Annotated in this window: 18 protein-coding genes and 1 pseudogene; 7 read left to right on the plus strand and 12 right to left on the minus strand. The window is 73.6% G+C overall.

Annotation, left to right across the window (positions count from 1 at the left end; all coding sequences use genetic code 11):
- Window positions 1-17 precede the first annotated feature (17 nt).
- Complete coding sequence (locus tag D7318_RS18585) at window positions 18-677, plus strand: NAD(P)H-binding protein (RefSeq protein ID WP_120698238.1); 660 nt, start codon at window positions 18-20, stop codon at window positions 675-677.
- A gap of 150 nt (window positions 678-827) precedes the next feature.
- Window positions 828-2057 carry a sialidase family protein gene (locus tag D7318_RS18590; RefSeq protein ID WP_120698239.1) on the plus strand — a complete coding sequence of 410 codons (1230 nt, stop codon included), beginning with the start codon at window positions 828-830 and terminating at the stop codon, window positions 2055-2057.
- A 41-nt stretch (window positions 2058-2098) separates the two neighbouring features.
- Here the strand turns inward: D7318_RS18590 and D7318_RS18595 are convergent, their stop codons facing one another.
- From D7318_RS18595 to D7318_RS18615, 5 genes are read right to left on the minus strand one after another with little or no spacing between them, the layout of a single operon-like run.
- Window positions 2099-3019, minus strand: coding sequence for a dihydrodipicolinate synthase family protein (locus tag D7318_RS18595; RefSeq protein ID WP_120698240.1), 921 nt, complete (start codon window positions 3017-3019; stop codon window positions 2099-2101).
- A complete protein-coding gene (locus D7318_RS18600) occupies window positions 3016-4077 on the minus strand; it encodes an oligopeptide/dipeptide ABC transporter ATP-binding protein (RefSeq protein WP_120698241.1) in 1062 nt (353 codons plus the stop codon). The genes D7318_RS18595 and D7318_RS18600 overlap by 4 nt, the downstream gene beginning before the upstream one ends.
- Complete coding sequence (locus D7318_RS18605; protein WP_120698242.1) at window positions 4074-6035, minus strand: dipeptide/oligopeptide/nickel ABC transporter permease/ATP-binding protein; 1962 nt, start codon at window positions 6033-6035, stop codon at window positions 4074-4076. The genes D7318_RS18600 and D7318_RS18605 overlap by 4 nt, the downstream gene beginning before the upstream one ends.
- Window positions 6032-6991 (minus strand): ABC transporter permease, encoded by a 960-nt coding sequence (locus D7318_RS18610; RefSeq protein ID WP_120698243.1) that lies wholly within the window; start codon window positions 6989-6991, stop codon window positions 6032-6034. The genes D7318_RS18605 and D7318_RS18610 overlap by 4 nt, the downstream gene beginning before the upstream one ends.
- Window positions 6988-8601: an ABC transporter substrate-binding protein gene (locus D7318_RS18615; RefSeq protein WP_120698244.1), complete on the minus strand. Its 1614-nt coding sequence runs from the start codon at window positions 8599-8601 to the stop codon at window positions 6988-6990. The genes D7318_RS18610 and D7318_RS18615 overlap by 4 nt, the downstream gene beginning before the upstream one ends.
- Before the next feature lie 198 nt (window positions 8602-8799).
- Here D7318_RS18615 and D7318_RS18620 point away from each other — a divergent pair, with 198 nt between their 5' ends.
- Window positions 8800-9498 (plus strand): FadR/GntR family transcriptional regulator, encoded by a 699-nt coding sequence (locus tag D7318_RS18620; RefSeq protein ID WP_408055507.1) that lies wholly within the window; start codon window positions 8800-8802, stop codon window positions 9496-9498.
- A gap of 112 nt (window positions 9499-9610) precedes the next feature.
- Here the strand turns inward: D7318_RS18620 and D7318_RS18625 are convergent, their stop codons facing one another.
- Window positions 9611-10543 carry a hypothetical protein gene (locus D7318_RS18625; protein WP_220729689.1) on the minus strand — a complete coding sequence of 311 codons (933 nt, stop codon included), beginning with the start codon at window positions 10541-10543 and terminating at the stop codon, window positions 9611-9613.
- 208 nt (window positions 10544-10751) lie between these two features.
- Between D7318_RS18625 and D7318_RS32885 the strand changes: the two genes are divergently transcribed.
- Both D7318_RS32885 and D7318_RS18635 read left to right on the plus strand, forming a co-directional pair.
- The gene (locus D7318_RS32885; RefSeq protein WP_183091458.1) at window positions 10752-11222 is read left to right on the plus strand and encodes a peptidase inhibitor family I36 protein; all 471 of its coding nucleotides are present in this window, start codon (window positions 10752-10754) and stop codon (window positions 11220-11222) included.
- A gap of 99 nt (window positions 11223-11321) precedes the next feature.
- Entirely contained in the window at window positions 11322-13823 is a 2502-nt protein-coding gene (locus tag D7318_RS18635) for a tetratricopeptide repeat protein (protein WP_120698247.1), read from the plus strand.
- Here the strand turns inward: D7318_RS18635 and D7318_RS18640 are convergent.
- Entirely contained in the window at window positions 13802-14053 is a 252-nt protein-coding gene (locus tag D7318_RS18640; protein WP_120698248.1) for a hypothetical protein, read from the minus strand. The genes D7318_RS18635 and D7318_RS18640 overlap by 22 nt on opposite strands.
- A gap of 286 nt (window positions 14054-14339) precedes the next feature.
- Between D7318_RS18640 and D7318_RS18645 the strand changes: the two genes are divergently transcribed.
- Window positions 14340-15089 (plus strand): SDR family oxidoreductase, encoded by a 750-nt coding sequence (locus D7318_RS18645; RefSeq protein ID WP_120698249.1) that lies wholly within the window; start codon window positions 14340-14342, stop codon window positions 15087-15089.
- Window positions 15090-15094: 5 nt separating this feature from the next.
- Here the strand turns inward: D7318_RS18645 and D7318_RS34020 are convergent.
- A pseudogene (locus D7318_RS34020) lies at window positions 15095-15208 on the minus strand (prevent-host-death protein); the annotation flags it as partial.
- A gap of 26 nt (window positions 15209-15234) precedes the next feature.
- On the opposite strand from D7318_RS34020, the gene D7318_RS18655 reads away from it, so the two are divergent.
- Window positions 15235-15693, plus strand: coding sequence for a type II toxin-antitoxin system VapC family toxin (locus D7318_RS18655; protein ID WP_120698250.1), 459 nt, complete (start codon window positions 15235-15237; stop codon window positions 15691-15693).
- Window positions 15694-15715: 22 nt separating this feature from the next.
- Here the strand turns inward: D7318_RS18655 and D7318_RS18660 are convergent, their stop codons facing one another.
- The 4 genes from D7318_RS18660 to D7318_RS18675 all read right to left on the minus strand — a co-directional run bounded on the left by D7318_RS18660 (window position 15716) and on the right by D7318_RS18675 (window position 20745).
- The gene (locus D7318_RS18660; RefSeq protein WP_120698251.1) at window positions 15716-17377 is read right to left on the minus strand and encodes a glycoside hydrolase family 13 protein; all 1662 of its coding nucleotides are present in this window, start codon (window positions 17375-17377) and stop codon (window positions 15716-15718) included.
- Between the two features lie 70 nt (window positions 17378-17447).
- A complete protein-coding gene (locus tag D7318_RS18665) occupies window positions 17448-18431 on the minus strand; it encodes a nucleoside hydrolase (protein ID WP_120698252.1) in 984 nt (327 codons plus the stop codon).
- Window positions 18428-19375, minus strand: coding sequence for a PfkB family carbohydrate kinase (locus tag D7318_RS18670; RefSeq protein WP_120698253.1), 948 nt, complete (start codon window positions 19373-19375; stop codon window positions 18428-18430). The genes D7318_RS18665 and D7318_RS18670 overlap by 4 nt, the downstream gene beginning before the upstream one ends.
- Window positions 19372-20745 carry an ADP-ribosylglycohydrolase family protein gene (locus tag D7318_RS18675; RefSeq protein ID WP_120698254.1) on the minus strand — a complete coding sequence of 458 codons (1374 nt, stop codon included), beginning with the start codon at window positions 20743-20745 and terminating at the stop codon, window positions 19372-19374. The genes D7318_RS18670 and D7318_RS18675 overlap by 4 nt, the downstream gene beginning before the upstream one ends.
- Between the last annotated feature and the right edge of the window lie 46 nt (window positions 20746-20791).

The raw sequence follows: 20791 nt of genomic DNA on the forward strand, positions 1-20791 counted from the left end.
GGGCGTACGGTCGGGGCATGCGTACTGTCATCGCTGGAGGACATGGCAAGATCGCCCGCCGCCTGGAGAGGCTGCTGGCGAGCCGGGGCGACCAGGTCGCCGGGCTGATCAGGAACGGGGACCACGCGGGCGACCTGCTCGACGCCGGGGCCGAGCCGATCGTGTGCGACCTGGAGTCGGTGAGCGCCGAGGAGGTGGCCCGCCACCTCGCGGGGGCGGACGCGGCGGTCTTCGCGGCGGGGGCGGGCCCTGGCAGCGGGGCGGCGCGCAAGGACACGGTGGACCGGGGCGCCGCGGTGCTGTTCGCCGACGCGGCCGAACGGGTCGGCGTGCGGCGGCTGATCGTCGTCTCGGCGATGGGCGTGGACCACGAGCCGCCGCCGGGCACGGACCCGGTGTTCGCGGCGTATCTGCGGGCCAAGGGCGCGGCGGACGCCGACGTGCGGGCGAGGTCGGGGCTCTACTGGACGATCCTGCGGCCAGGGCGGCTGACCGACGACCCGGGAACGGGCACGGTGCTGCTCGCGGAGAGCACCCCGCACGGCGCGGTGACCAGGGACGATGTGGCGGCGGTGGTCGTGGCGTTGCTCGACCACCCGGCGACGGCAGGGCTGACGCTCGACCTGGTGGGCGGCCCGACGCCGATCGACGAGGCCGTGGCGGCGGTGCTGACCTGACGGGGCGTCGGGAGCGTTCGGGTGTGTTCCGGTGCGTCGGGTGCGTCGAGGTGCCTTGTCGGGTGGGGGGTTTGCTCGTATCGTCCCCGGAGGTGGGACGTCCCATCTCCTGTCCCGCCGCCACCCCACAGCGAAGGGACCTCCGACGCGATGAAGTCCTCGATCCCGGCCCTGCGCGTGCTCGTCGTGACGACGACCGCCGTGCTCGGCGTGCTGGCCACCTCCGTGGTGGCCCTGGCGGACCCGGGCCCCGACGGCGAACGGGAGGGGGCGCGCGACAGGCCGTCGTGCGACTCGTCGGTGCCGTTCGCCTCGGGCACCGAAGGCTATGACACCTTCCGCATCCCGGCCGTGGTGACCACGGCGGACGGCGCGCTGCTCGCGTTCGCCGAGGGCCGGGTCGGGGGCGCCGGGGACACCGGCAACATCGATGTGGTCGCCAGGCGTTCGGATGACGGCGGGTGCACGTGGGGCGCGTTGCTCCTGGTGGCGGGCGGCGAGGGGGACACCAGGGGCAACCCCGCCCCGGTCGTGGACCCGGCCACGGGCCGCGTGGTGCTGCTGACATCGTTCAACAGCGGCGAGGTGACCGAGGCGCAGATCATGCGCGGGGAGGTCACGCCCGAGCAGAGCCGCCGGGTGTTCGTGCAGACGAGCGACGACCACGGGCGGACGTTCGGGCCGCCGCGGGAGATCACCGAGGACGCCAAGCTGCCGCACTGGCGCTGGTACGCCACGGGTCCAGGGCACGCCGTCGCGCTCACGCGCGGGGAGCACGCGGGCCGCCTCGTCGTCCCGGCGAACCACTCGGCCGCGCCGCCCGATGGCTCGACGGACACCGGGCAGGAGGCCAAGTACTACGGCTCGCACGCGCTGTTGAGCGACGACGGCGGCGCGACGTGGCGGATCGGCTACGTCGACGACGACTACGAGGGCGTCAACAACTCCAACGAGTCCATCGCCGCCGAACTCCCGGACGGGCGGCTCTACTTCAACGTCCGCGACCAGAACGGCACCAGCGCGGGCAACCGCCTCGACTCCTATTCGAGCGACGGGGGCGAGACGCTCGACCGGGACTTCGCGGTGCAGCCCACGCTCTCGGATGTGCCGGTCGTCCAGGCGACCGTGCTCCAACTCGAAGGCCGCCGGGCGCCGTTGCTCTTCGCCGGGCCCTCGGTGCCGACGCGCAGGGCGGCCCTCGCGGTGTGGCGGAGCGACGACGCGGGGCAGACGTTCACGCGCGTGGAGACGCTGTCGGAACGGCCCGCCGCGTACTCCGACCTGGTCCAGATCGATCGGCGCACGGTCGGGGTGCTCTATGAGACGGGCACCGAAGGACCGTACGAGACCATCGAGTTCCGTCGCCTGACCGACCTCTGATCAACGGCGTTCGACCGGCCGCCGGGCCCGCCTCCGCGTCATCACAGCAGCCCGGCGGCCGTCAGGTGTCCCGCGATCAGGGCCGTCTCCTCGTCGGTCAGCGGCGTCTGCGGCTCGGCGACCGTCGCGTGGTCGATGACCCCGCGCAGCCGCAGCGCCGCCTTGAACGCCCCGATCCCCGCCGCGCCCCTGCCCATGCGCGCGGGCGAGCCGACGCCCACGATGGCGAACAGCGCGGCAAGCCGCTCCTGTTCGGCGCGGGCGGCGGCCCAGTCGCCCGCGACACAGGCCCGGTGGACGCGGACATAGCCCGCGGGGTCCACATTGCCGAGCCCGGGCACGGCGCCGTCGGCGCCGATCAACATCGCGGTGTCGACCAGCAGTTCGGAGCCGGTGAGCACGCTGAAGCCGGGGGCGCGGCCGCGCACCACCTCGCGCAGCGCGCCCTCGTCGCCGCTTGAGTCCTTGAGCCCCGCGAGCACCCCGTCGGCCGCCAGGCGCAGCACGACGTCGGTGGGCAGCTTGGTGCCCACCGACGTGGGCAGGTCGTAGGCGACCACGGGAACGCCCGCGGCCTCGGCGATCAGCCGGTAGTGCCGTTCGATCTCGGCGGGGTGGGTGCGGGTGTAGAACGGCGCGGTGGCCACGATCGCGTCCGCGCCCGCCGCGACGGCCGCGCGCGCGTGGTCGAGGACGCGCGGCGTGGTCATGTCGATCGCCCCGGCGAGCACGGGCAGCGCGCCGCCGACGTGGGCGACCACGGCCTCGGTCACCGCGCGGCGCGCGCGGTCGGTCAGGAACGCGGCCTCGGACGACGAGCCGAGGACGAACAGGCCGTCCACGCCCGCGCCCATGAGGTGGTCGACGAGCCGGAGCAGCGAGCCGGTGTCGAGCTCGCCGTCCGGGGTGAACGGGGTGCAGACGGGTGGGATGACGCCGGTGAGCCGGAGCGGGTCGCTCATGGCAGCCGCTCCGTGGCGGCCGCGCCGGGCGCGCCGCCGGTGGCCTGGGCGACGAGGTCGCGCGTCGACTCGTGCTCGCCCACGGGGTGATGACAGCGGAATCGGTGCATACCGTCAGTCTTCCCGCCGTCCGCGCTGACGTCGGGCATCGACTCGGCGCACACGTGGTCGGCCTTCCAGCACCGGGTGCGGAACGGGCAGCCGCTGGGCGGGCGCACGGCCGAGGGCACGGGGCCGACCAGCGGGATGGGGTCGATGGGGTCGAGGAGCCCGGGGGTCGCGGAGAACAGCGCGCGGGTGTACGGGTGCCGCGCGTGCGCCGTGACGCGCGCCGCCGGGGTCTCCTCGACGATCCGGCCGAGGTACATGGTGATGACGCGGTCGCTCACGCGGCGCACGGTCTGGATGTCGTGCGACACGAAGACCAGGGCGAGGCCGAGCCGTTCCTTGAGGTCGAGGAGGAGGTTGAGGATCTGGGCGCGCACGGAGACGTCCAACGCGCTCGTCGGCTCGTCCGCGACGACCAGCTCGGGCTCGAGGGCGAGCGCGCGGGCGATGGCGACGCGTTGGCGCTGGCCGCCGGAGAGCTGCCCCGGCAGCGCGTCGGCCAGCTGCCGGGGCAGGCCGACCAGGCCCATCAACTCCCTTACCCGCTCCTCCCGTCGGGCCGGGGTGCCCACGCGGTGCACATCGAGGGGGTCGCGCAGGACGCGGCGCACGGGCAGCCTGCGGTTGAGGGCGGTCGAGGGGTCCTGGAAGACCATCCCGACCTGGGCGCCGATCGTGCGGCGGCGCTCGTCGGCGGTCATGGCCCACAGGTCGCGGCCCCGGTAGGACACCGTGCCGCGGGTGGGGCGTTCGACCCCGACGAGGACGCGGGCCAGGGTGGACTTGCCGCAGCCGGACTCGCCGACGACGCCGACCGTCTCGCGCGGGGCGATGTCCAGGTCCGCGCCGGTCAGCGCGTGGACCTTGTCGGGGCGGAAGAGGCCGCCGGTGCGGGCGTGGTAGACCATGTGCGCGTCGCTGACGGTCATCAGGGGCGTCGTGGGGGTCATCGGGCTGCCTCGCTGCTCTCTGAGCCGTCGCTTCCGGCGACGGTCGCCGGGTGGTGGCAGGCGACCGTGTGCAGGCGCCCAGGGGCGCGGACGTCGGGGAGCGGCGTCGCGCACACGTCGGTGGCCATGGGGCAGCGGTCGCCGAAGCGGCAGCCCTCGGGGAAGTCGGCGGGGGACGGCACCACGCCCCGGATCTGGGTGAGCCGCTCGGCGGCGGACTCGAGGGAGAGCACCGAGCCGAGCAGGCCACGCGTGTAGTGGTGCGCCGGGTGCTCGACGAGGTCGGCGGTGACGCCCTTCTCGACGAGCTGCCCCCCGTACATCACGACCACCCGGTCGGTGACGTCGGCGACGAGCGCCAGGTCGTGGGAGACCAGGATCAGCGCGAAGCCGAGATCGGCGCGCAGCCGCAGCAGCAGCTCGATGACCTGCGCCTGCACGGTGACGTCGAGCGCCGTGGTGGGCTCGTCGGCCACGATGAGGCGGGGGTCCCGGGAGAGCGCCATCGCGATCAGCACGCGCTGCCGCTGGCCGCCCGACAGCTCGTGGGGGTAGGCGCGCAGGGTGCGTTCGGGGTCGAGGCCGACGAGCGCGAGCAGCTCGGCCGGGGTCCTGCCGCCGCCGCGCCGCACGAGCTGCTTGAGCTGGGCGCGGATGGGCATCGCGGGGTTGAGCGAGGAGAGCGCGTCCTGGTAGACCATCGCCATCTCGTGGCCGAGGAGGGGGCGGCGGGCGCGCGGCGGGAGACCGTTGAGCTCGCGCCCGTCGAAGCGCACGCTGCCGCCCACGCGGGCCGTGCGCGGCTGGAGGCCCATCACGGTCAACGCGGTCAGCGACTTGCCGCAGCCCGACTCGCCGACAAGACCGAGGACCTCGCCGGGGTGGACGTCGAAGCTGACGCCGTCCACGACGTCACGCCCTCCGTGGGCGCGGTCGAAGCCGATGGTCAGGTCGCGCACGGACAGGATCGGCTCGCCCAGGCCCGTGGGGCGGGCGCGCTCGCGCAGCCGGTGGGCGGCCTCGGCGAGGCCGGGCAACGCCAGGGGCGCGCGCGGGCGTTCCCGCTCGTCCGCGGGCCCGGCCGCCTGCTCGGGCAGCGCCGGAACGTCCCGCGCGGGCGCCTCGGGAACCCTTCGCGCGCGGGGCGCGGCCCAGGCGTCGGAGACGCCCTCGGCGAGGATGTTGAGCGACAGGACGGTGGCCAGCATCAGCAGCCCGGGGAAGACGGTGGCCCACCAGCCGCCGAGCAGGACCAGGTTCTTGCCCTCGGCGATGACGCTGCCCCACGACGGCTCGGGCGGCCGCACGCCCGCGCCGATGAACGAGAGCGACGCCTCGAGCACGATCGCGTCCGCCACCATCACCGTGCAGAACACCAGGATGGGCGCGGCGCAGTTGATGGCCACGTGCCGGATCAGGATGTGCCGGGTGCGGGCGCCGATGACGCGCTCGGCGGTGACATAGTCCTCGCCGTACTGGGCCATGACGTTGGCGCGCACGACGCGCGCGATCGGCGGCGTGTAGAGGAACGCGATCGCGCAGATCAGCACGGGGATGCCGCCGCCGAAGACGGAGATCAGCACGGCGGCGAGGGCGATGCCGGGGAAGGCCATCACGATGTCGAGCGAGCGCATCAGCGTCTCGTCCACCGCCTTGCGCGACGTGGCGGCGATCGCGCCCAGGACCGCGCCCGCGGCCAGCGCGAGCAGCGTGGCGCCGAGCCCGATGGCCAACGACCAGCGCGCGCCGTGCATCAGGCGGCTGAGGATGTCGCGGCCGAGGCTGTCCTGGCCCATCCAGTGCTCGCCTGAAGGGCCTTCGGCCGCGGCGTCCTGCGCGTACGGATCGTGCGGGGCGACGAGCGGCGCGAGGAGCGCGGTCAGGACGATGACGGCGACGAGCAGGAGCGCGCCGCGGGAGAGCGGCGGGAGCCGGGTGAACCACGCGGGGGACTTCATGTGGCGCTCCTCAGCCGGGGGTTGACCAGGAGGTAGAGGATGTCGATCACGAGGTTGACGACGACGAACCCGGCGGCCGTGGTGAGGACGACGCCCTGGACGACGGCGGGGTCGCCGTTGCGCACGGCGTCGATCATCAGCTTGCCCATGCCGGGCAGCGAGAAGATCGTCTCGATCACGACCGCGCCGCCGAGCAGGTAGCCCACGCGCAGCCCGAGCACGGTCAGGGGGTTGATGAGGGCGTTGCGCAGAACGTTCCGCCCGACCACGACCACCGGCGGCAGTCCGCCGCCGATCGCGGTGCGGACGTAGTCGCGGTCGAGCTCCTCGACCACCGCCGTGCGGACGATGCGGGTGAGCTGCGCGGCGACCGGCAGGGAGAGCGCGAGGGCTGGCAGCGTCATCGTCTCCAGCCAGCCGGTGAACGAGTCGGCGGGGTTGGTGTAGCCGCCCGTCGGGAACCAGCCCCACTCGACGCCGAAGTACTGGATCATCAGCAGCGCCAGCCAGAAGCTGGGCGCGGCCACGCCGGTCAGCGACACGACGCGGATGAGCTGGTCGAGCGCCCTGTCGCGGTGGATCGCCGCGGTGACGCCCAGCACGAGGGAGAGGACGACGGCGATCCCGAGGCCGAGGAAGGTGAGTTGGAGGGTGAGCGGCAACGCCGTGCTCACCTGGTCGATCACGGGGGCGCGGGTCAGCACGCTGATGCCCAGGTCGCCGGTGAGCAGGTCGCCCACGAAGTCGAGGTAGCGCACGGGCAGCGGGTCGAGGAGCCCGTTCTCCTCGCGGAACCGGTGGAGCTGCTCCTCGGTGGGGTTGGCGCCCTGGAAGTAGGCGGAGGCCGGGTCCATGTCCGAGAACCGCATGACCAGGAAGACGAAAAGGACGATGCCGAGCATGAGCGGGATCAGCAGGAGGACGCGCCGCAGCAGCATCCGGGCGACGACGATCACGACGAGGCGGGCCTTGCCTGGAGCACGTTGATGCCGGGGTAGGCCTGGGCGCGGACCCCGGTGATCCGGTCGGGGTCCCAGGCGGTCAGCAGCTCGGTGTGCACGATCGGGTAGAGCACGGCCTGCTCGGCGACGATGTCCAGGTACTCCTGGGTGAGCTCCAGCTTGCGCCCCGGGTCGGGCTCGGCGCTCGCCTCGTCCATGCGCGCGAACAGGTCGGCGGCGTCGTCGCTGCCGCCCCAGCGCGCGTACCGCATCCACAGCCCGTCGGCCGTGTAGTTGTAGCGCAGGATCAGGTCGGCGTCGAGGCCGAACTGGTTGGGGTTGGAGACGGCGGCGACGACCTGGTAGTCCTGGTTCTGGTCCATCTTGGTGAAGAGGGCCGAGGTCTCCTGCGGCTCCAGCGTCGTCGAGACGCCGATCGCGTCCCATGACTCCTTGATGGTCGGCAGGCAGTCCACCAGCCAACTGACGTTCACCGCCATCAGGTTGACGCTCAGATCGGTGACGCCCGCCTCGGCGAGCAGCTCCCTGGCGCGGTCGGGGTCGTAGGCGTAGACGGTGCTCGCGGGGCGGTGCGTGGGGTTGCCCTCGTCGAGGAACGACGTGGCGGGGGCGCCGTAGCCGCGCAGGCCGACCTCGACGAGCTGGTCGATGTCGACCGCGTACAGCAGCGCCTGCCTGACGCGGACGTCGTCGAACGGGGCGTTGGCCGTGTTGAACATGAGGAAGGCATGATTCATGCCCGCGCCGCCCCGCACCTCGCGGCCGTCGTCGCGCAGCTGCTCGACGTTGGCGTAGGGGATGTTCTCGGCGATCTGGGCCTCGGCGCTGTCGCCGGAGACGCGGGCGACGCGGGGGGCGGCGTCCACGACGCTCAGCCAGTTCATGCGGGGGAACGCGGGCGGGCGCGGGCCGTTGTAGCCGTCGAACGCCTCGAACGTGGTGTTGGACTTGGGCTGGTGCGAGGCCAGCCGGTAGGGGCCCGAGCCCACGACGAGGCCGCCGGTGGCCTCGTCCCACGCGCCCTCCTCGCCGAAGACGTGCCGCGGCATGATCTTGGCGATGCCGAGGCGCTTGGCGGCGTCGGGGAACGCGTAGTGGAAGCGCAGCTCGACGGTCCGGTCGTCGACCCGGGTGACCTCGCGCAGCCAGGTGTGGAAGAACGACCTGGTCAGCACCATGGCCTCGGGGTCGAGCACCCGCTCGAACGTGAAGACCACGTCATCGGCGGTCACCGGCTCCCCGTCGTGCCATGTCGCGCCCTCGCGCAGGGAGAAGCTCCACGTGGTGGCGCTCGTGTCGGCGGGCAGCGCGGTGGCGAGCGCGGGGTAGGGCTCGCGCGTGATCGGGTCGGTGTCGAGCAGGCCCTCGTAGAGGTGCTGGATCGCCGCCATGGAGAACGCGGACGCGGTCTGGGTCGGGTCCCAACTCTGGTCGTTCCCATAGCCGATGACCGCGGTCAGCTCGTCGAGCCCGTCACCTCCCGCGCCGCTGTCGTTGGTCGAGGCGGGGCCCGAGCAGGCCCCCACGGTGGCGGTGATCGCTCCCGCGGCGCCGAGGGCGCCGGTGAACTTGAGAAAGGCCCTGCGGTCAAGACTGTGGCTCACGTCGCCTCCAGCGGCTCCGGGGAGGTCCTACGTTCTACGTCCTACGCCCGAACGTAGGAGGGCGCCGGGAGAGAGGTCAAGACCTGTGCGCATACCGTCAACGGACCAGACATCCCATGTCCCACCTCCGGTGGCAGAATGTGAACTCGGGGTCAGGAGTTGGTGCTCATCCGTCCGGGGGGAAGGAAGGGGCAGGCCATGGCAGCCCGCCGCATGATGTCCGACGAGGTCCAGGAGCAGATCAAGAAGCTGATCCTGCGCCGCCGCCTCGCCCCCGGGGACCCGCTGCCCACGGAGACCGACATGATGGGCCTGTTCGGCGTCAGCCGGAACTCCGTGCGGGAGGCGCTCAAGGCGCTCCAGGCCGTCAGCATCGTGGACATCAGGCACGGCTTCGGCACCTATGTGGGCTCGCTCAGCCTGGACTCGTTCATCGACGGCATGGTCTTCAGGGCCGCCGTCAGGCACCGCAGGGGGGAGGCCAGCCTCGACGAACTCCTGGAGGTGCGGGAGGCGTTGGAGGCCGGGCTGATCGTCGGCGTCGCGGGGCGCGTGCCGCGGGAGGACCTGGGGACGCTGCGCGAGGTGGTCGCCACGATGGAACGTGAGGCCGCCGTGGGCCGGGTGACCGCGGCGACGGACCGCGCGTTCCACCTCGCGCTCTACCGCTCCCTGGGGAACCACCTGCTGAGCGAGGTGCTCGACGCGTTCTGGGCGGCGTTCCACCGGGTGCGCGAGGAGCTGAGGGAGGACCGGCACGACCCGCGCGTCACCTGCGACCGGCACAAGGAGATCCTCGCCGCGCTCGAGTCGGGCGACGGGCCGCGGGCGGCCGAGGCGATGCGGCGCCACTTCGCGGGGATCCGCCAGGTGCTGAGCGAGAGCGCGACGCGCTGAGGGGGCGCGGCGGGGGCCGCGCCGAGAAGCGGCGGCGAGGCGTCGGACGGGTCGATGACGATGTCGATGTCGCCGCGCTCGACGCCCTCGGTGCTGGCGGATCCGGTGCGGATCATGGCGTTCCCTGCCCCGTGGCCAGCGCACCGACCACGTGCGCGAGGTCCTCGTCGAGCGGCACGGGCGAGCCCCAGCTCCGCCACTCGCCGCGCCGCTCCGGCTGGCGCACCGCGTAGAACGAGAGGATGCCGAGCAGGCCCCACAGCTCGAAGTGCGGCACCATGGCCGCGTCATCGGGGCAGAGCCGCTCCGCCGCGGCCGCAAGGAACGGGCCGCGGGGCGCGCGCCCGCGCAGGTGCGTGGTGATCGCGCCCACGGCGTGCGCGGGCGTGGAGTAGCCGGCGATCGGCACGTTGAGGGTGACGATGCGGCGGTCGGGGGTCATGAGGAAGTTCTTCAGGTTGGCGTCGATGGCCACCACGGTGAACGGCGCGGGATGCCGCCGCGCCGCCGCCGCGAACCCCCCGTCGAGCCACGCGTCGACGGCCAGGCCCACGGGCGTGTCCACATAGAACGGGCGCGCCCGGCCCCAGTAGCGGCGCGCGTAGTGCTCGACGAACGCCTGATGCGCGTCGTGGACGGGCGCGTCGCGCTTGTAGAGGCCGAACCCCTCGTGCGGGCGCGGCAGCTCGCGGCACGCCAGGACGAACCGGCACAGGTGGTCGACCAGCTCATCGGTCGTCGGCGCGCGCCGCTCGTCCTGCATGACCGACGCGAGGTCCTCGCCCTCGACATACTCGGAGAAGACCGCGTCGAACGGGTCGCCGCGCTCCGTCTCGAACACCCGGAGGATCCGCTGGACGGGCAGGAACGAGGCGAGCGTGGCGTTCGACTCCGCCAGGTAGGACAGCGGGATGTCGGTGTCCGTCACATGCTTGGCCACGACGGTCTCGTCGGCGGACTTCACCAGGAACACCGCGTTGTTCGAGTCGCTCAGCTCGCTGATGTGCGCGCCGGGGAACTCGGCGGCGAGGAAATCTCGGAACATACGCATTCACTCTCCGATCGGGCGCGATGAACTACCCACTGAACAGCGGCGCGTAACGCGACGACCGGGGGTGCCAGCGGAAAGCTCGGTGTTGACCCCTGAGGGACACCCGTCATCCCGCGCGGCGCCGCTGACCGACTTTGACTGGGAAGCCGGACGGCGGGCGGGGCCGGGCGTGACGATGCTGGCCACAGAAGGAGGGAACACCTTGCGCTTTCTCCCACGACTCCTGGCGCCCGTGGCGATCGTGATCGCTGCGCTCCTCGGCTCACTCATGACCGCGACCCCCGCGGCTTCCGCCGCGGCGACCGCTCCGGCCAACATCCCCCTGTCCCTCGGCCCCGGCGAGGCCTCCGGCCTCGACGGGGACATCGGCACCGCGGCCTACAGCGACTGTCCCAGCGGCTCCATCTGCTTCTGGTCCGGCGCCAACGGCCAGGGCCTGCGGTGCACGTTCGGCAGGAACTACCCGGACGTCCTGGCGGCGTGCTCCTGGATGGCCAACGGGGTCATCCCCCACTCGGTGTACAACCGCACCGCGTACCGCTACCACTACTACATGGACGCGGACTACGAGACCCGCATCGGCAGCACCGTCGCGGGCGACAGCGGCAACCTCAGCGGCCGTTACCTCGTCGGCTCCCTGTGCCGCCACAACTCCACCGGCTGCCCGAACTGACCGCCGCGAGAGGCGGCGATCCCGGCCGCGCCCGGCATGGCCGGGCGCGGCCGCGGGTAGGGTGACCGCTGGCACCGGACGGGTCACCGAGGGGAGTGGATGACGTCCTCCGCACGCGACGGCGACGACGGCGCGCCGCCCGAGCCCGACGGCGCCAGGACGGTGGACGACCTGGTGTGCAGGCTACGGGAGTTGCGCGCCTGGGCGGGCGTGTCGGAACGGGAGGTGCACCGGCGGGTCGGCCGTGCCAGGGCCGCCCGCGGGGTGCCGGAGACGCCCGCCTACGACACCGTGCACCGGTGCTTCAGGCCGGGCCGCCGCCGACTCGACGCGGACCTGCTCGCCGACGTCGCCGAGGCGCTGGTGGACGGCGGTGCCGCCAGGTGGCGGGCGGCCTACGCGCGGGTGGTCGGCGCGTCGGCGGGCGCCGGGGTGGTCACGGTGGCGGGCGCGCCGCCTGACGACCTGCCGGGGTTCACGGGCCGGGCGGCCGAGTTGGAGGCGCTGCTCGCGCCGGGCGCGGACCCGCGGGTGACGGTGGTCGAGGGCATGGCGGGGGTCGGCAAGACCACCCTGGCCGTGCGCGCCGTTCACCTGCTGCTGCGGCGCGAACGGTATGGCGCGGTGCTCTGGGTCAACCTCCACGGCCACGCTCCCGACCTGCCACCGGCCGCCCCTGAGGCGGTGCTCGAGGGGTTCCTCCGGCGGCTCGGGATGTCCGCCGACCGCATCCGGCTGCTCAACGGGGCCGACCGGGCACGGGAGTTCCGCCGCCGGACCGCAGGGCTGCGCGCCCTGGTGGTGCTCGACGACGCGGGACCGGCGGCGCAGGTGGCGCCGCTGCTGCCCGGCGAGGGCTGCCGGACCCTGGTCACCAGCCGCCACCGGCTGACCGGGCTGACCGGCGCCGCGCGGCTGCCGCTCGAGGTGTTCAGCCCCCGGGAGTCGCTCGACCTGCTGCGGAGGACCGCGGGCGCGGAGCGGGTGGACGCCGACCCGGCGACCGCCGCGCTGATCGCCGACTCGGTCGGCCACCTGCCGCTGGCCCTCGGGGTGGTGGCGAGCCGCGTCAAGGAGCGGTTCGGCTGGACCCTCGCCGACCACCTGGAGCTGCTCACCGGGCACAGGACCCGGCTGCGCTGCGAGGACAGCGTCGAGCTGGCGCTCCGGCTCTCCTACGAGAGCCTGACGCCCGACTGCCGGCGGCTGTTCCGGCTGCTGGCCTGCCACCCGGGCCCCGAGGTGGACCCCTGGGCCGCCGCCGCGCTCACCGGGACCGACAGGGCGACCGCCGCGACCGGCCTCGCCACCCTGCACGCCGCCCATCTGCTGCGCCAACCGGCGCCCCACCGTTACGAGTTCCACGACCTCGTGCGCGTCTACGCGACCGCCCGCGCCCACGAGCAGGAGCCCGCGCACGCCCGCAGGGCCGCGTTCGACCGGCTGTTGTCCTACCACCGGCACGCCGCCGCGCGGGCGATGGACGCGTTCGCGCCCTATGAGCGGCACCGCCGTCCCGCGCCCGGTCCTGGCCGACCCGAGCTGCCCGCGCCGCCCGACCGGCGGGCCGCCGCGGCCTGGCTGGAGAGCGAGCTTGACGGGCTGATCGCCGCCGCGGTGGCCGCCGCCGAACGGGGCGGCACCGACCACCCCGGCGTGCTCTCGGGGCTGCTCGCCCGCTACCTCGACACCGCGGGCCACTACCCGGAGGCCGAGGCGCTGCACGGCCTGGCCGCCCGCGACCCCGACCCCGCGACCCGGGCCGTCGCGCTGGCCCGACTCGGCGCGGTGCACTGGCGGCTGGGCCGCTACCCGCGGGCGGCGGCCAGCTTCGGGGAGGCGCTGACGGGGTTCCGCGCGCTGGGCGACCGGGTGGGCGAGGGCTGGGTGCTCGGCAACCTGGGCGAGGTGCTCCAGCACCAGGGCCGTTACCCCGAGGCCCGCGACCACTACAACGCGGCGCTGGCCATCGCGCGGGAGCTGGCCGCGGCGGACGGCGGACGCGAACGGCTGGGCGCGCACGGGGTGTTGTACGAGCCGCTGGGCCGCTACGTGAAGAGGTTCGTCACCGACGCCGAGGCGCTGGCCATGAACCGGGAGGTCCTGGCCATCGCGCGAACGGTGGGCGACCGGGTCAGCGAGGCCAACGTGCTGGGCAGCATGGGCTCCATCCAGCGGCGGACCGGGCGTTATCCGGCGGCCATGGCCGCCATCCGCCGGGCGCTCGACGTGGTCCGCGAGATCGGCCACCACAGCGCCGAGGTGGCGCTGCTCAACGAGCTCGGCACCGCGCGGCGGGTCTCAGGCGGGGCGGCGCGGGCGCGGGAGGCGCTCGAGTGCCACCGGCTTGCCGCCGATCGCGCCGCGGAGCTCGGCGACCGGTACGAGCAGGCGCGGGCGCTCGAGGAGACCGGCCACTGCCACCGGCTGCTGGCGGAGCCTGGCGCGGCCCGCGCCGCATGGCGGCGGGCCCTCGAGCTGTTCGGCGAGCTCGGCACCCCCGAGGCCGCCGAGCTCGCCGCCCGGCTGGCCGATGACCCCGCACCGGCATGTCGACCGCCGGGAGAGGGGCCCGCGGCTCAGGAGACGTACAGCCAGTAGGTGCCAGGGAGGTAGGCGAAGACACAGCGGTAGTCGTTCCACGCACCGGCGTACTGGCCGCGGTACCCGATGATCTCGCACCCCTGCCAGGTGTCGTGCTCGCTGTGGAACCGCTCCCCGGCGACCGACACGGACGCCGCGCCGTGCGCCTGGGCCGTCGTTCCCGCCGTCCCGGCCACGCTCAGCGCGAGAGCGGCCACGCCGATGCCGACACGATGGATCGCCTTCATTCTTCCTCCTGTTGGTGCCCCGCGGTTCCAGGGTGGATCGAGGGCTGGGAAGAGCCTGGCAGCCGGTCCCCCGGCCGTCGCGCGCCTCGGTCAAAGTCGGTCAGGGACGACCGGGGAAGGTCACCGGCCGAGCCGGATCGTCCCGCGAGAGGATCGTGCAAGCATCAGCGAGAAAGATTCTACTGTTCGCCCAGGTCAGAGCGATTCAATGGAATCACCGGCTCTCCTGCGGAGCAGGAAAGTGCCGGTCCCACCACGGATCCCCCGACCTCGTAAGGACCCCACCATGCAGACGATCCTGATCACCGGCACCTCCTCCGGCTACGGGCGGGCGACCGCGCGCCACTTCCACGCCCAGGGCTGGAACGTCATCGCCACGATGCGCACACCGCGCCCCGACGTCCTTCCCGAGTCCGACCGGCTCCGCGTCGTCGCGCTCGATGTGACGGAGCCCGAGAGCATCGCCGCCGCTTTGGAGGCGGCGGGGCCCGTCGACGCCCTGGTCAACAACGCGGGCGTCCCCTCGATCAGCGTGTTCGAGAACACGTCCATGGGCCATGTGCGGGACGTCTTCGAGACCAACACGTTCGGGGTCATGGCGACGACCCAGGCGGTGCTGCGGCAGTTCCGCGAGCGCGGCTCCGGCGTGGTGGTCAACGTCACCTCGAGCGTGGTGCTCGGGCACATGCCGCTCTCGGCGGTCTACAAGGCGAGCAAGATGGCCATCGAGGGGTTCACCTCGTCCCTCGCGCTCGAGCTCGCGCCGTTCGGCGTGCGGGCGAAGACGGTCGAGCCTGGCGCCTGCCTGACGACGAACTTCGCGGCCAGGGCGACGAACGGCGCCTCGGTGGAAGGGCTTGTCCCCGAGCCCTACGCCGAGTTCGCGAAGAAGGCCATGGAGGCCTTCGCGGGCCAGGACGTCTTCACCCAGGAGAGCGACGTCGCCGAGACCGTGTGGCGGGCTGTGCACGACACGACCGGCCAACTCCGTTTCCCCGCGGGGCCCGACGCGGTCCAGCTCGCCCAGGCGAGGTGACCGACGTCGGCGCGGAAGACGTCAAGGGAGATGTCAGGGGCCGTGCGGGACATGGCCGCGAATTCGCCGCGCGGGACGAAGCGCCGACGTCGCCGCAGGGGGATCAGCCAGGACGCCACCGCCGATCAGGACCTGGACGACCCCTATGCCCGTTGAGCACCGGCAGGGCCTGATCGACACCAACATCATGATCCTGCGCAGGTGGGTGAACCCCGACGAGCTGCCTGCCGAGATGGCCATCAGCGCCATCACCCTGGCCGAGCTCTCCGCGGGCCCGCACGAAGTCCGAAGCAACGCGGAGCAGGACGACTACGAGGAGCACGCCGAGCGCGCCCGGCGCGTGGACATCCTCCAGCGCGCCGAGAACGAGTTCGACCCGATCCCCTTCGACGCGGAGGCGGCCCGCGTCTACGGGAGAGTCCGCGCGGCGGTCATCGGCACCGGGCGCAAGCCGCGGCGCAGGGTGGCCGACCTGATGATCGCCGCGATCTCCATCGCCGAAGGACTCCCTCTGTTCACCACGAATCCCGGCGACTTCACAGGTCTCGACGGCCTGCTCACCGTCGTCCCCGTCACACGCCCCCCGACACCCCGCGACGCCTGACCCGGCGTTGCCGTCGCGCGCCCTACACCTTGAGCCAGACCGTGGTGTCAGGGGGGAGCGTGTCGGAGGTCAGCGGTCCGGTCGCCAGGACGACCTCTCCCGCGGGGAGCCGAACGCCCGCGTCGCCGACGGTGGCCACGACGAGGATGTCGCCGACGCGAAAGGCGATCACCTCGTCGGCGGCGCCTGGCAGTTCGACCCAGTGGAACGTTTCCGCACCCAGGTTGTGCTTGGTGCGCAGCGCCAGGGCCGCCCGGTACAGCTCGTACGACGAGCCCTCCACGCCGCGCTGCGACTCGACCGCGTAGGGGCCCCAGTCCGCGGGCTGCGGCAGCCATGTGCGCCCGGTGGGCGAGAAGCCGTACGCGGGCTCCCCGTTCCGCCACGGCAGCGGGACCCGGCAGCCGTCGCGGCCCGCGGCCCTGCCGCCCGAGCGGGCGAAGATGGGGTCCTGGCGTGCCTCGTCGGGTATCCCGGTGTGCTCGGGCAGCCCGAGCTCCTCGCCCTGGTAGAGATAGGCGGCTCCGGGGAGCGCCAGCATGACGCCGGTCGCCGCGCGGGCCCGGCGGGCGCCGAGGGCGAGGTCGGGCTGGGGGTCGCGCGGGCCGATGCCGTCGTCGGTCGGGGTGCCGGTCGGGAGCCCGAACCTGCTGACGTGGCGCACGTCGTCGTGGTTGTTGAGCACCCAGGTCGCCGGTGCGCCCACGGCGCCGTAGGCGTCAAGGGACTCCTGGATCACCAGGCGCAGGTCGGCGGCCCGGTAGGGGCAGTCGAGGTACTCGAAGTTGAACGCCTGGTGCATCTCGTCGGGGCGCACATACGCGGCCAGCCGCGACGGGGGCCTGAGGTGCGCCTCGGCGACCAGGACCCGGCCGGGACCGAAGGCGTCGAGCACCGCCCGCCAACGCCGGTAGATCTCGTGCACGCCCGGCTGGTCGAGCAGCGGGGTGCGGCTGCCGTCCGGCGCGGGGTGCCCGCTGTGCTGGTACTCCACCGGGTGGTCGGGCAGCCCCTCGGCCTTGACCAGCCCACGGGCGACATCCACCCTGAACCCGTCGACGCCGCGCGCGAGCCAGAACCGCAGGATGTCGTCGAACTCCGCGCGGACCTCTTCGTTGCCCCAGTCGAAGTCGGGCTGCTTGCTGTCGAACAGGTGCAGATACCACTGCCCCGGCGTGCCGTCGGGCTCGGTGACCCGGGTCCAGGCCGGGCCGTAGAACGTCGACCGCCAGTTGTTGGGCGGCAGATCCCCGCCGGGTCCGCGGCCCTCGCGGAACATGTACCGCGCGCGCTCGGGGCTGCCCGGCCCCGCGGCAAGCGCCTCGCGGAACCACGGGTGCTCGTCGGAGCTGTGGTTCGGCACGATGTCCACGATCACCCGCAGCCCGAGCCCGTGCGCCCGGGCGACCAGGGCGTCGAAGTCGGCGAGGGTGCCGAACAGCGGGTCGACGTCGCGGTAGTCGGACACGTCGTAGCCCGCGTCGGCCTGCGGCGAGCGGTAGAAGGGCGAGAGCCACACCGCGTCGACGCCCAGGTCGGCGAGGTGGTCGAGGCGGGCGGTGATGCCGCGCAGGTCGCCCATGCCGTCGCCGTCGGAGTCGGCGAAGGACCGCGGATAGATCTGGTAGATGACGGCGTGCCGCCACCAGTCGGTCGCGGGGACGGGTGGGTGGGCGTGGTTCATGGCGCGGTCCTCGCTGTGCGGGTCGTCATGTCGGGGATCGGGAAACGGGGATCGGGAAACGGGGGGCGGCTCACAGGGCGCCCACCCGCCGCAGGAAGAGGTCGAGGAAGGCGGGGACGTCCACCGTGTCCGCGATCTCGCAGTTGGGCTCGGGCGCGTCCCTGGTGCCCAGCAGGTCGGCCACGGTGATGCCCCGGGCGACGCCGTCGGTCGCGACCGCGACATGAGCCCGCCGCCAACCGATCAGCTCGGGGTGGGTGACGGCCGCGACGGCGAGCGGGTCGTGCAGGTGGAAGCTGTCCCGGGTGGCCGAGCCGGGGTAACGGTGCCGCAGGGTCTCGATCCACGCCAGCCCGCACTCTCCGGCGAAACGGCCGAAGTCGCCGCCGTGTGACGCCAGTCGGGCCGCCTGATCCCGGCTCATCCGCACCTGGTAGGTGACGTCGAGCCCGACGAAGCGCAGCCGCGCTCCCGAGCGCAGCACGATGCGCGCCGCTTCGGGATCGGCCCAGATGTTGAACTCCCCCGGCACCCTGACGTTGCCCTGGTGACCGGTGAAGTAGCCGCCCATCACGACGATCTCGCGCACGTCGCGGGCGATCCGCGGCTCGAGCAGCATCGCCGTCGCGACGTTGGTCAGCGGTCCGATGGCCACCAGGGTGATCTCGCCCGGGCTGGCGGTGATGTGCCGGACGAGCGCCTCGGCGGCGCGCCCCGGCACGGGGCGCCGGTGGCCGAATCGCTCCAGCACGTCGGCGGCCCGCTCCCGCGGCCGCCATGGATCGGCCAGCGGGCCCGCGGCGCCCCTGACCACGGGGACCTCGCCGTGCCCAAGACGGTGCAGGAGCTCCACGGCCAGCGCGGTGGCGCTGTCCACGTCGGTGTTGCCGTCGACCGTCGTCACCAGCTCGAGCCGCAGCGCGGGGTCGGCCACGGCCAGGGCGATCGCGAAGCCGTCGTCGATGTCGCTGCCGGGCGCCCCCATCGCGACATCGGTGTCGAGCACCAGGCGCCGCACTCCGGCGGCGGAGGGCGCGGGGGCAGGCGGGGTCATAGTTCCTCCGGAAGCGGTGAGGTCCTTGCGTTCGGTGGCTGCGCGCCGCGGTGCCCGACCGCGCGGGCTCCCGCGGCGTTGCCCGCCCGCACCGCCGCCACCAGGTCGTCGTCGGCGGCCAGGCGCGCGGCGAGCGTGCCGACGAACGCGTCGCCCGCGCCCGTGGTGTCCACGACGGGCACCGTCAGGCCCGGGATGACCGTGACATCCCCGGCACGGGCCACCACGGCGCCCCCCGCGCCCCTGGTCACCACCGCGCTCCGGGCGCGCCGAGCCAGGTCGAGGGCGGCGTCGGCCGCGTCCGCGCCGGTCGCCACCCGCCGCCCCAGCGCCTGGCCCGCCTCCGACTCGTTCACGACGAGCGGGTCGCAGACCGCGAGCACATCGTCGGGAAGCGGGGTGTACGGCGCGAGGTTCAGCACGACCCGGGCGCCGCGCGCCGCGGCGGTCCGCACCCCGTCCACGACGGCGCCGATGGGGATCTCGCACTGGAGCAGGACCACGGGGGCACCACCGTGACGTTCCTCCGCCGCGGCCTCCTCCGCCGCGACGACCCGCTCGGCCTGTTCGGCGGTCAGCAGCTCGTTGGCTCCCGGGGCGACGACGATCGAGTTCTGGCCGTCGGTGGTCACCAGGACGACCGCGAGGCCGGTCGTGCTCCCGGTGATCTCGACCGCCGAGACATCGACGCCGCCGTCACCGAGCGCGCGGACGAAAGAGGTGCCGTCGGGTCCCGCGCTGCCGACGAAGCGCACGCGGGCGCCCGCGCGGGCCGCGGCCATGGCCTGGTTGGCGCCCTTGCCGCCGGGCGCGAACGTCGCCTCCGTGCCCAGCACGGTCTCGCCGCCGTCCGGGCGGTGCGGGACGCGAAGCGTGAGATCGCGATTGATCGATCCCACCACCACGAGCGCTCGGCCGCCGCCCTCCGGCCGCCCGCCGCTCACCGTTCCCCCGCGCCGCGCACGACGAGTGCGGCGGTGCGGTCGGCGAGCGCGGTGATGCGGGAGAAGTCGTAGCCGCGCACCGCGCTGCGGATCCGGTCATCGAGCGGGGCGATCAGCGCGTCGGGCAGCGCGGCGGCCCCGTTCAGGGCGCCGAGGACGGAGCCCACCGTCGCGGCCGACGAGTCGGTGTCGAGGCCCGCCTGCACCGTGAGGCCGAGCGAGAGCGCCACATCGCCCTCGCCCCAGAGGAGTCCCGCGGCGATCACCGCGGCGTTGTTGAGGGTGTGGACCCAGCTGTGCCCGGCGAACGCCTCGTCCACCCAGGCGATCGCGTCCTCCCAACGCGCCCCTTCCACGTGCAGATCGAGCACCGTGGCGAGGGTCGCGGACAGGCGGCTGCGCTCCGGGACCCAGTCCGCGGAACGGCGCACGGCCGCCGCGGCGTCGGGGGCGACAAATGCCTCCGCGACCAGCGCCGCCGCCCACATCGCGCCGTAGACGCCGTTCGCGGTGTGGGACAGGCTGGCGTCCGCGTGGGCGAGCCGGGCCGCGGCGAGCGGGTCGCCGGGGTTGACGTAGCCGAAGACGTCGGCGCGGATCAGCGCGCCGATCCACTCCCGGTAGGGGTTGTCGAACGTGGCGGCCTCCGCCGCGTCGACGCCCGAGACGAGGTTGCGGTAGACCGCGCGCTCGGCGGTGAACGTCTGCGTGAAGGGCAGCTTGTCCAGCCACTCGCGGGCGACGTCGCGCGGCGAGAAGCCGCGCCCGTACCGTTCGAGCAGGTGCAGGCCGAGGATGGTGTAGTCGGTGTCGTCGTCCCGTGGCATCCCGGTCACCCGGCCGAGCGTCGCCTCCTCCCACGAGGGGTTGAGCCGCTCGATGCCCTCCGGAAGGGGATCGAGGAGAGGCACATAGCCGCGCAGCGGCCAGGCGTCGGCGGCGCGCAGATAGCCGCGGATCTGCTCGGGCCGCAGCCCCTCGAGCGGCTTGCCCATGCAGCACCCGGCGCAGCGGGCCTGCCACGCGCCCCGCACGCGGTCGCCGAGCTCCTCGGGGCCGCCGCCGAACGGCACGGGTCGGCGCCCCGCGGCGACGCCGGGCAGCCGCGCCTCGATCGCGGCGAGATCCGCCGCGCCCGTCGGCTCGTCGTAGGGCCAGTCGGCGCGGCGGCGGGCCGTGCCGGTCACGCGCGGCAGCAGCGCGCGCAGCGCGGCCCGGTCTCCCCGGTCGGCCGCCTCGCCCACCGCCTCGAGCAGCGCGGGGTCGATGTCGAAGCCGCTCGTGGTGAGTTGTTCGACCTCGTCGGGAACGGTGTCACGGGGGTCGAGTACGTCGTGCGTGGAAGAAGCGGGCCTTGAAGAAGCAGACATCGAAGAAGTCCTCCGCCGGGTGGTCAGACGCGCCGCCTCGGCGTGC

Source organism: Streptomyces radicis (assembly GCF_003626575.1).
GTDB classification, from domain to species: domain Bacteria; phylum Actinomycetota; class Actinomycetes; order Streptomycetales; family Streptomycetaceae; genus Streptomyces; species Streptomyces radicis.